This window comes from Novosphingobium sp. RL4, assembly GCF_035658495.1.
Lineage (GTDB): Bacteria > Pseudomonadota > Alphaproteobacteria > Sphingomonadales > Sphingomonadaceae > Novosphingobium.
In genome coordinates this window covers 3447981-3457613 of the sequence record NZ_CP141944.1, presented here as the reverse complement: position 1 = coordinate 3457613, position 9633 = coordinate 3447981, and the positions used below count along the sequence as shown (strand labels likewise).

Annotated in this window: 11 protein-coding genes; 4 read left to right on the top strand and 7 right to left on the bottom strand. The window is 65.9% G+C overall.

Features of this window, described 5'->3' with window-relative positions; all coding sequences use genetic code 11:
- Positions 1 to 32: 32 nt before the first annotated feature.
- The 6 genes from U9J33_RS16590 to U9J33_RS16565 all read right to left on the bottom strand — a co-directional run bounded on the left by U9J33_RS16590 (position 33) and on the right by U9J33_RS16565 (position 6159).
- The gene (locus tag U9J33_RS16590) at positions 33 to 1901 is read right to left on the bottom strand and encodes a methyl-accepting chemotaxis protein (RefSeq protein WP_324696805.1); all 1869 of its coding nucleotides are present in this window, start codon (positions 1899 to 1901) and stop codon (positions 33 to 35) included.
- A 298-nt stretch (positions 1902 to 2199) separates the two neighbouring features.
- Positions 2200 to 3075 (bottom strand): flagellin, encoded by an 876-nt coding sequence (locus U9J33_RS16585; protein WP_054437935.1) that lies wholly within the window; start codon positions 3073 to 3075, stop codon positions 2200 to 2202.
- A gap of 252 nt (positions 3076 to 3327) precedes the next feature.
- Complete coding sequence (gene flgH / locus U9J33_RS16580) at positions 3328 to 4104, bottom strand: flagellar basal body L-ring protein FlgH (RefSeq protein WP_054437934.1); 777 nt, start codon at positions 4102 to 4104, stop codon at positions 3328 to 3330.
- A gap of 43 nt (positions 4105 to 4147) precedes the next feature.
- Positions 4148 to 4585, bottom strand: a complete 438-nt coding sequence (gene flgA / locus U9J33_RS16575) for a flagellar basal body P-ring formation chaperone FlgA (RefSeq protein ID WP_054437932.1) — start codon at positions 4583 to 4585, stop codon at positions 4148 to 4150.
- 4 nt (positions 4586 to 4589) lie between these two features.
- A complete protein-coding gene (gene flgG / locus U9J33_RS16570) occupies positions 4590 to 5375 on the bottom strand; it encodes a flagellar basal-body rod protein FlgG (RefSeq protein ID WP_054437930.1) in 786 nt (261 codons plus the stop codon).
- Between the two features lie 40 nt (positions 5376 to 5415).
- Positions 5416 to 6159, bottom strand: a complete 744-nt coding sequence (locus tag U9J33_RS16565; RefSeq protein WP_054437928.1) for a flagellar hook-basal body complex protein — start codon at positions 6157 to 6159, stop codon at positions 5416 to 5418.
- Between the two features lie 141 nt (positions 6160 to 6300).
- Between U9J33_RS16565 and U9J33_RS16560 the strand changes: the two genes are divergently transcribed.
- From U9J33_RS16560 to U9J33_RS16545, 4 genes are read left to right on the top strand one after another with little or no spacing between them, the layout of a single operon-like run.
- Positions 6301 to 6810 carry a flagellar basal body-associated FliL family protein gene (locus U9J33_RS16560; protein ID WP_132469137.1) on the top strand — a complete coding sequence of 170 codons (510 nt, stop codon included), beginning with the start codon at positions 6301 to 6303 and terminating at the stop codon, positions 6808 to 6810.
- Positions 6807 to 7826: a flagellar motor switch protein FliM gene (gene fliM / locus U9J33_RS16555; RefSeq protein ID WP_054437926.1), complete on the top strand. Its 1020-nt coding sequence runs from the start codon at positions 6807 to 6809 to the stop codon at positions 7824 to 7826. Before U9J33_RS16560 ends, fliM begins: the two co-directional genes overlap by 4 nt.
- Positions 7823 to 8434, top strand: a complete 612-nt coding sequence (locus U9J33_RS16550; RefSeq protein ID WP_054437923.1) for a DUF6468 domain-containing protein — start codon at positions 7823 to 7825, stop codon at positions 8432 to 8434. Before fliM ends, U9J33_RS16550 begins: the two co-directional genes overlap by 4 nt.
- Positions 8431 to 9081, top strand: a complete 651-nt coding sequence (locus U9J33_RS16545) for a MotE family protein (protein WP_292637052.1) — start codon at positions 8431 to 8433, stop codon at positions 9079 to 9081. Before U9J33_RS16550 ends, U9J33_RS16545 begins: the two co-directional genes overlap by 4 nt.
- A gap of 110 nt (positions 9082 to 9191) precedes the next feature.
- Here U9J33_RS16545 and U9J33_RS16540 read toward each other — a convergent pair whose 3' ends face one another.
- The gene (locus tag U9J33_RS16540) at positions 9192 to 9623 is read right to left on the bottom strand and encodes a hypothetical protein (protein WP_324696799.1); all 432 of its coding nucleotides are present in this window, start codon (positions 9621 to 9623) and stop codon (positions 9192 to 9194) included.
- Positions 9624 to 9633 lie beyond the last annotated feature (10 nt).

Here is a 9633-nt window from a genome sequence, read left to right as displayed (position 1 = left end):
GGGGGCGGCTTTCCGGTTTTCAGGCAGGCTTTTTAGAAGTCCATCCAGTCATCGGCGGTGGCGAGCGCTTTCAGCGGCTTTCGCGAGGCCATCGTCTGGATCGGCGCGCTGGCCGGGATGTTGGCCGAGCTGCTGACAGGCACGGGGCGGAGCGCCGGGCGCAGGCCCTGCGGTTCGTTGCCGATGCGGAACATCGCGGCGCGGTCCGACAGCGAGGTGACCTCGCTGTTGAGGTTGCGCGCCGCCGCGGAGGTCTCCTCGACCATCGCGGCGTTCTGCTGGGTGGCCTGGTCCATCGTGCCGATCGTGGCGCTGATCTGGGTGATCGTCGAGGACTGGGCCTGGTTGTCGCTGGCGATGTTGCTCAGCAGCGAGTGCACTTCGGTGACATCGCCCGAGATGTTCTGCAGGGCACCGTCCACGCGCTGGACCGCTTCCACGGCGGTGCCGATGTCGGTCTGGGTCGCGGTGAGCTGTTCGCGGGCGCGCTTGGCTTCCTCTTCCGAGCGCATGGCGAGCGCCGAGACGAGATCGGCCACGACCGCGAAACCGCGACCGGCATCGCCTGCGCGGCCCGCTTCTACAGCGGCGTTCATGGCAAGGACGCGGGTCTGGAAGGCGATCTTGTCGAGCCCCTCGATCACCGAATCGATGCCCTTGGCGCTTTCGCTGACGCGGCCCATGGCCTGCACCGCCTCGTCGGCGATGTCGCGGCCGGAACCGACCACGGTCATCGCCCCGTCGGCGCGCTGCACGGTGCGTCCGGCGGCGGCGGCGGTGGCGCGCAGGCGCTCGTCCATCTGGGTGATCGCGGCCGAAGTCTCTTCGAGGCTGGCGGCGTTGCTCTCGGTGCGGCGGGCGAGATCTTCGGATGCCTGGGCGATCTCGCTCGAGCCGGTGCGGATGGCGACGGCGCTTTCGGCGACGGCGCCGATGAGGTCGCGCAGGGCACCGAGGGCGGAGTTGAAGTTGCTCTTGAGTTCGCCGTAAGCGGGGGGGAACTCGGCGGAGATGGTCTGGGTGAGGTCGCCCTCGCTGATCGCCTGGAGGCTGCCGCGCAGGGTGGAGGTGACGACTTCCTGTTCGCGGGCGGCCTTGGCGTCGATCTCGGCGCGGGCCTCGGCGGCGGCGCGGAACTGCTCGACGGCGCCGGCGATCTCGCCGATCTCGTCATGGCGCTCGCGATAGGGAACATCGGCGCGCCCGCCTTCCGCCAGCGTCGTGGTGACATCCGCGATACGGCTCATCGGCGCGGCGACGGTGCGGTTGATGAGCAGCCAGATGAACACGATCAGGCCCATGCCGACAATGGCAAGAGTGGCCGAAAGGTAGATCGCCACGTCCGCGGTGTGCGCGCCTGCCTCGGCGGCAATCTTGGACCGCTGGCGCGACTTCTCGATCAGGCCTTCGGTCTGGGCGATCATGTCGTGCGAGGCGACTTTGCCCTCGTTCTTGATGAGGCCCATCGCACCGTCGAAATCACCCTTGGTGCGCGTTTCGAAGATATGGTCGTTGATCTTGTTGAGCGCCACGGCGCGTTCGCGCATCTGGTCGACGTCGGCCTTGAAATCGTCTCCGGCCACTTCGGCATAAGCGTTCACCGAGCCGATCAGCTTGTCCTCGCCTTCCTTGAGGCGGTCGCGCAGCTTGGCGGCGTCCTCGGCGGAATTGGCGTTGTAGTAGCTGTAGACGACGATCCGCAGTTCCTTCACGTCGCTGATGAGATCGGCGAGGCGGGACATGCCTGCAAGACCGCGCTCGACATGCTGCTGCGCGATGGAATTGAGTTCACGGGTTGCGAAGAACCCGTTGATGCCGACCACGGCAATGATGATGTTGATGATCGAAAAGGCCGCCCACAACTTCTTGGGCAACCGCCAATTGTTCAGAAAATCAAGCATTTGTATTCCAGTTCCTGCTTGGGGGGTCGGTCCCGCCATGGGCGCGCCATTATCATTATAGTTCGGCGGGTGAATCGCTGGTCCCGGATTCCCGGAAAACTGCGGGTTCCGGGCTATCTCCAGGGTCCGCCTGGCTGCCTGTCCATGGTGTTTGCCGATCTCAGGAATTCTGGCTCCTGCGCTTTCGACCTCACCCCGGTTCATGCTCCCCGAAACGACAGAAGGCCGGGATGGTGAACCATCCCGGCCTTCCTGACGATTGGCCTCCCGGCGAACCGGGAGACCATCGATCCTCCGATTAACGGAAGAGCGACAGGATCGTCTGCGGCGCCTGGTTGGCGATCGACAGAGCCTGCACGCCCAGCTGCTGCTGGACCTGAAGGGCCTGAAGGGTCGCCGATTCCTTGGCGAGGTCGGCGTCGACGAGGTTGCCCACGCCGGTCGTGACCACGTCGGTCAGCTTGCTGTTGAAGGTCTGCTGACCTTCGAGCTGGCGCGAAGCTGCACCCAGATCGCTCAGGCTGTCCTTAACTTCGTCGAAGAAAGTGTCGAGCTTGGTCGAAAGGGCGGTGGCTGCGGCAGCGCCGGTTGCCGAGTCGGCATCGTTCAGGGCAGTGATGTCGGTGTCGGTACCGGACGCACCGAAGGCCGTGTCGGCCTTGGTGGTGAAGCCCTGGTTCGCAACCGTCAGGGTAGCTGCACCCGAAGCGATCGACTGGAGAGCGCTGACGTTGCCGTCGGTGGCTGCGGCAGTGCCCTTCAGCAGGTTGGTGCCGTTGAAGTCCGAACCGTCGATGATCGTGCCGATCTGGTTCTTCAGCGAAACCAGGTCCTTCGAGATCGCGGTACGGCTTTCGACGTCGAGACCAGTGTCCGAAGCCTCGAGGGTCTTCGACTTCATCTCGTTGAGCAGGTCGGAGATCTGCTCTGCACCGGCAACCGCAACGTCCGTGACGCTCTTGGCGTTGTTGAGCGAGGAGGTAACCGCGCTCAGCTTGCCGAGGTCGCCGCGAAGGGTCTGGGCCACGGTGTACTTCGCCGAGTCATCCTTGGTCGAAGCAACGTTCAGGCCGGTGTTGATGCGGCTCTGCGTGGTTTCCATGCCGCGGTTGGTCGAGTTGAGGCTCTGCAGAGCCGCCATTGCGCCAGCATTGGTGTTAACCGAAAACGCCATTGTATCATTTCCTTCTAGAATTACAGGCCGGTTCTGCGGCCAGACGGCAGATCACGCTGCCATGCGTGCAGCAGGAAATCTTCCGGCTGCGATTTCATTCTAGGAAGTTCGAAAACAACTGCGGACGATGTGCCGAAAATATTTTCGGAGTTTACAGTGAATATAGGGTCGGTTTGAAAGCGTTATTGCAGATGTGCGAAAACCCCTCCGGCCAACGCCGGAGAGGCCATGTATTTTCGCAATGGACTGCGCTCAGAACGGGAAGAGCGCGTCGTAGATCTGTTGGCCCCAGCGTGCCTGCTGTGCATCGGTAAGCTGGCCGCGTCCGCCGTAGCTGATGCGGGCCTCGGCGATCTGGGAGTGCTTGATCGAATTGTCGCGCGCGATGTCCTCGGGCCGGATCACGCCGGTGACGACGAGTTCGCGCAGTTCGTAATTGACGCGCACTTCCTGCTTGCCGCGAATCTGGAGATTGCCGTTGGGCAGCACGCCGACGACGGTGGCGGCGACCGTCATGTTGATCTGTTCGCTCCGGGTGGTGTTGCCGATGCCGGTGGCGCTGGACTTCGAGTCCGTGCTGACGAGGTTCCCCGGATCGGGGCTGCCGGGCAGGATCTTGGGAATCTGGCTTTCGAGCCCCAGCAGCGCGGCAATCCCGCCGGTCTCGCTGCCGTTGCGGGTGCGGGTGGTCGAATTGGCGACCTGGGCGTTGTCCGCGATGTTGATGCGGATCGTCACGATGTCACCCACGCGGGAGGCGCGCTGGTCGCGGAAGAAGGCGCCGCCACCGGTGCGGAACAACGAGGCGCCGCGCGCCGCGTCCGCCTGCGGGGCATCGCCGCCCGCCAGCGCCCGGTCATCGACGGAGTGATTGCCGAGCGAGGGCTGGAGGCGCGGGGCGACCGGGCTTTCCGCTTCCGACATCTTCGGCGCCTTGCCGACGTTCTTGAGCCGTCCGATCGAACCGCAGCCTGACAGCAGGCTGGCGGCGAGCAGCGCGGAAACGAACGGCGTGAAACGCGATTTCATGAGCTTGCCTCCTTGGGCGCGGGGTTGGGTGCCGCTGCGCCGCTTATTGGACCGACATGCGGACATCGCCGCTGCCTTCGGCCACGGCATCCAGCGTGCGGTTGGTGGCGAGGTTGAGCACGCGCACCTGTTCGCCCTTGGCGCCGTCGCTGAGCGCGCGGCCCGCCGAGGTGATCTTGAGGCCGCCGGAAATGAGCGAGATCGTCACCGCCTCGCCGCGCCGCACGAGGTGCGGGGCGGTGAGATCGGTGGCGCGCACGGGCGCTCCGGCGTTGAGACGGCGCACCGCTTCCTGCCCCGCCGCTTCGGCCGGGCTCAGCGCGTTGCGGGCCACCGCCGGCAGTACCGGCGCGGTGACGAAGTCCGCCTTCGAGAGCACTTCGCCGCGCTCTACGGTGCGGGCGAGAACCGGCGCGGGTTCGCCGGCCGGAAGCGCCGGGGCACTGGCCAGCGCGGGGGCGAGGAGGAGAGCGGTGAGCATGGTCTCAGCTTATCTGCGTGGAGGTCTGGAGCATCTCGTCGGCGGTCTTGAGCACGCGGCTGTTCATCTCGTAGGCGCGCTGCGCGGTGATCAGCGAGGTGATTTCCGAGACCGGGTTGACGTTCGAGGCTTCGACGAAGCCCTGGCTCAGGGTACCGAAAGCGGGCTGGCCCGGCGTCGAGACGGTCGGCTGGCCAGAAGCGCTGGTTTCGAGGTAGAGGTTGGAGCCGATGGCTTCGAGGCCGGCCTCGTTGATGAAGGTCGCCAGTTCGAGCTGGCCCACGGTCTGCAGTTCGGTCTGCCCGGCGATCTTCACCTGCACTTCGCCCGACTTGGAGACGGTGACGCCCAGCGCACCCTGCGGGATCGTGATATCGGGCTGGACGCGGTAGCCGTCGGTGGTGACGAGTTCGCCCTGGTCCGAAAGCTGGAACGAGCCGGCGCGGGTATAGGACAGGTCGCCCGAGGGCATCATGACCTGGAAGTAGCCCGGGCCGTCGATCGCCAGGTCGTAGCTGTTGCCGGTGTTGGTGAGGGCACCCTGCTCGGTGATGCGGTACACGCCGCCGGTCTTCACGCCGGCGCCGATCTGGATGCCCGAGGGAACCCGCGTGCCGTCGGCGCTGGTCGCCGCGCCGGGGCGCGAGACCTGCTGGTAGAGCAGGTCCTGGAATTCCGCGCGCTGGCGCTTGAACGCGGTGGTGTTCATGTTGGCGATGTTGTTCGAGATGACATCGACGTTGGTCTGCTGCGCGAGCATGCCGGTCGAAGCGATGGAGAGCGAACGCATGATGGCTCCTTCGTGAAAATGAGGTGGGACTGTGCGGGGGTCAGCTTACGCGGCTGAGCCGGTCGATCGCGCGCTTGCGCATGTCGTTGAGGTCGGCGGAGAGGCGCTGGCTGGTCTGGTACGAGCGGAGGATCTCAACCATGTTGGTGGTCTCCTTGATCGGCTCGACGTTGGATGCCTCGACCCCGCCGGTCTTGAGCTTGGTCTGCGCGGCGGCGAGGAAGCGGCCGCCGGTGCCGGTAAGCATCCCGTCGCCGCGCGGTTCCAGCATGTTCTCGTCGGCGAAGCTGGTGACGGCGAGACGGCCGACCTGGGCGCCCGCGGCCATGACCGAACCGTCCTCGGTGATCGACACCTGGTTCATCTGGTCGGCCGGGATGGTGATCGGCTGGCCGTTCTGGTCCAGCAGGCGCTGGCCGCCGGAACTGGCCAGTTCACCGGTGCTCAGGATCTTCACGAAGCCTGCCCGCGTATAGGCGACGCCGCCTTCGGGCGTTTCCACGTTGAGGTAGCCCGGCCCGTCGATCATCACGTCGAGCGGGTTGCCGGTAGACTGGAACGCGCCTTGCGCGGTGTCGTGCACGGCGCCGAAGTCGAGCACGAAAGAAGTCTTGCGCGCATCCTGGACGGGCGCATCCTTCACGGTCTCGACATATTCGTGGAACAGCGCCTGCTCACGCTTGTAGCCCACGGTATTGGTGTTCGCCATGTTGTTGGCGGTGATGTCGAGCTGCCGGCGCAAGGCCTGCTCGTGGCTCAGCAGAACGAAGGAGGATACGTCCATTCCAGCACCTTGCGAAAAAGTTCTCGATATTCGGCGCTAGGCAGATTTTGCCGCGCGGCTTTCCTATAATAGAGGCGAAATCGCGAAAGCGGATGCGCGGACACCATTTCGGTGAGGGGGCGCATCCCGACAGCCAAGGGGATGAAAGTGTCCAGCGACGACGTGATCGACGTGACGCCGGTCGATGTGCCGGAGCCCAGGAAGCCCGGGCGGAAAATGCTGGTGATCGGCGGAGCCGCGGTCCTGGCCCTGCTGGCCGGTGGCGGCGGGGCCTGGTGGTTCATGCGCGGCGGCGACGACGGCGCCGAACATGAGGCCGCCGCAGAGGCGCCGGCGGGTGAAGGCGGTGCTTCATCCTATATCGAAGTGCCGCCGATGATCGTGAACCTGCGCGGCGGAGACAGCCAGGCGCGCTTCCTCAAGCTGCGCTTCATCATCGTCGCCGCCGAGGGCAAGGCCGACAAGGTCAAGGAAAAGCTGCCGGTCGTGCTCGATGCGCTGCAACCGTTCCTGCGCGAACTGCGGCCTGACGATCTCAACGGTTCCGCCGCGGTGTTCCGCATCAAGGAAGAGATGATGACGCGTTCGACCCAGGCGCTTGGCGCCGGCATGGTCAAGGACGTGCTGATCCAGGACCTCGTTCAGCAATGATGGACGATTTCGACGACTTCATCCTGCCCGATCCGCCCAAGATGGGCGCGATCAACGACGATACTTTCGATCAGGCCGGCATCGACGCCCTGTTCGGGTTCGACGGTGACGCGCCGGTCCAGCCCAAGAGCGGGCTGAAGGCGGTGATCGAATCCAACGTCATCAGCCATGAACGGCTGCCGATGCTGGAAGTGGTCTGCGAACGCATGGTGCGCGCTTTCGCCACCAGCATGCGCAACCTCACCTCGGATGCGATCGACGTCAGCCTGGAGGAAATCACCTCCACCCGCTTCGGCGAGTTCATGAACCACGTGCCGCTGCCCGCCATGTTCGGCGTGTTCCAGGTGACGGAGTGGGAGAACTACGGCGTCGTCACGGTCGATTCCGGCCTGATCTACGCGGTCGTCGATGCCCTGCTGGGCGGGCGCAAGGGTACGCGCCCGATGCGGGTGGAAGGCCGCGCCTTCACCACCATCGAGACCATGCTGGTCTCGAAGATGGTGCAGCTCGCGCTTGACGACCTGTCGCAGGCGTTCGAGGCGATCGAGCAGGTGAACATGGTGGTCGAGCGCATGGAATCGAGCCCGCGCTTCGCCGCCATCGCCGGACCCAGCAACATTGCCGCTGTCGCCACTTTCCGTGTCGACATGGAAGGGCGCGGGGGCAAGTTCTCGGTCCTGCTGCCCTATGCCACGATCGAGCCGGTCCGCAACAAGCTGCTCCAGCGCTTCATGGGCGAAAAACTCGGCCGCGATCGCATGTGGGCCACGCATATGGCCAGCGAGCTCTATAATACCGAAGTCACCGTCGATGTCGTGCTGGGCGAAAAGCTGATGAGCCTGCGCGACGTGATGAACCTCAAGGTGGGGCAGACGATCGCCCTCAGCCACAGCCCGAACGACGCGCTCCAGGTCCATTGCGGCGGCGTGCCGCTGGGCCGCGCTCACATCGGCCAGCGTTCGAGCAATATCGCCATCCGCATGGCCACCGACATTTCCAAGGGGTATCCGAAATGACCTTCACCACCGTGATCAACGTCGCGCTGATCCTGCTCTGCGTCTCCGTGCTGGTGCAGAGCGCCCGCATGAGCCGCCGCCTGCGGATCATGCGCGATACCCAGCTTGCCGACAGCGTGACCCAGATCGACCGTGCGACCAACCAGGCCCGCATCGTGCTGGGCGATCTCAAGCGCGTGCTGGCGACCGACGGCAAGGCCCAGGCCAGCGCCATCGCCGCCGCCGAGGAAATTCGCGACGAACTCTCGCTGATGGTGGGTATCGGCAATGCCGTGGCCGACCGTATCATGGATGCCGCCGCGCAGACCCCCAGGGTCGAGGAAAAGGCGCCGAAGAAGCGTGCGCCCGCCAAGCCGCGCACGGCCGCCAAGACCGCCGCCAAGCCGGCCAGCCGCGCCAAGGCCGCCGGTCGCACCGTCAAGACCGATGCCGAGAAGGTCGTTGCCGGCATCCTCGAGGCCGAGAAGATCGCGGCGCCCGCTCCGGCCCGCACGCGTTCGCGCCGCAAGGTCGCAGCGGCCGCCAACGATGCGGTTCGCGGCGACACCACCGGCGTGGTCCGCGACATCGCCACGGCGCGCGCTTCGCGTGAAAGCGCGGTTGCATGACGCTTTCCGCCCGGCTTGGAGGCGCGCTGTCGCCTCTTCGCTCGCTCACCCAGCCATCGCGGCTGATCTTCGCGGTCGCCGGGGCGGCGGCGGTGGCCAATGCCATCGCCCTTGCCGCGCCGCCGGCCGATGCGGGGAAGGGCGATTCCGGGCGTCTCGGCGCCTCGCTTCAGGACGCGACCTCGCAGCGCGACCGCGTGCTGGCGGCCGAACGCCGCAAGCTCGAAATGCGGGAGCAGGCGGTCAAGGCGGGCGAGACGCGCCTTGCCGGCCAGATGCAGCAGAACCAGGCCGCGCAGGCCGGGCAGCAACCCGCCGGGCGTAACGGCGCGGCCGAGCCCGATGTGCCTTACGACAATCTGGCGCGCATCTACCAGACGATGAAGCCCCAGCGCGCCGCGCCGATCCTCGAGAAGCTGGACATCGAGGTCCAGACGCAGGTGGCAAAGCGCATGCGCGAACGCGCCACCGCGCAGATCATGGCTTACATGACCCCCAGCGCGGCCGTGGAGCTTTCCATGGCGATGGCGGGGCGCAAGGTCATCAAGGCACCGGCCGCCGCCGCCGCGCCGATGCGCGGAAAGCCGCGTCCGCAGGCGCTTGCTTCGGGCGGGAAGCCGCAAGGGGCGGGACCAGCCGCACAGTAGGACGGCTCCTCCCTTTTTCGAAAGCCGCTCCGAAACACGAAAGCCCCCGTCCGGTCTGACCGGGCGGGGGCTTTCGTTTGTGGGTCAGGCGGTGCGGCCGGGGGCGGGCTTCAGGATTCGGTGGCTGAAACCTTCACGATCAGGACCTTCTCGATCCCCGCGTCGAGCCGCTTGATCGGGGGGGACATCATCGCCGAGAGCCGCGCGACGTTGACGGGCGTGAACGGCGAGGCATGGAGCCGCGCGAATTCGATCGCCGCCGCCAGCGAGGCCGCACGCAGTTCCGGCATTCGCTTCGCCAGTTCGGCGGCGCTTTCCGCCGATTTGGTCTTCACCACGATCGAGACGTGCAGCACGCCGTCGATGCGGCCGCTGTCGATGATCGGGGCGTCGATGTCGTCCATCGGAAGAAACGAGGGGTCCGGTGGGGGGAGAGGATCGGCCTTCTTGTCCTCTGCATGAGCGGAGGCGGCAAGGCCGAGCGTCACCGCAAGCAGTGCCGCGAGGGTCGTTGCACTGCGGCAGGAGGCGGGACGGGGCATTCGGCAACTC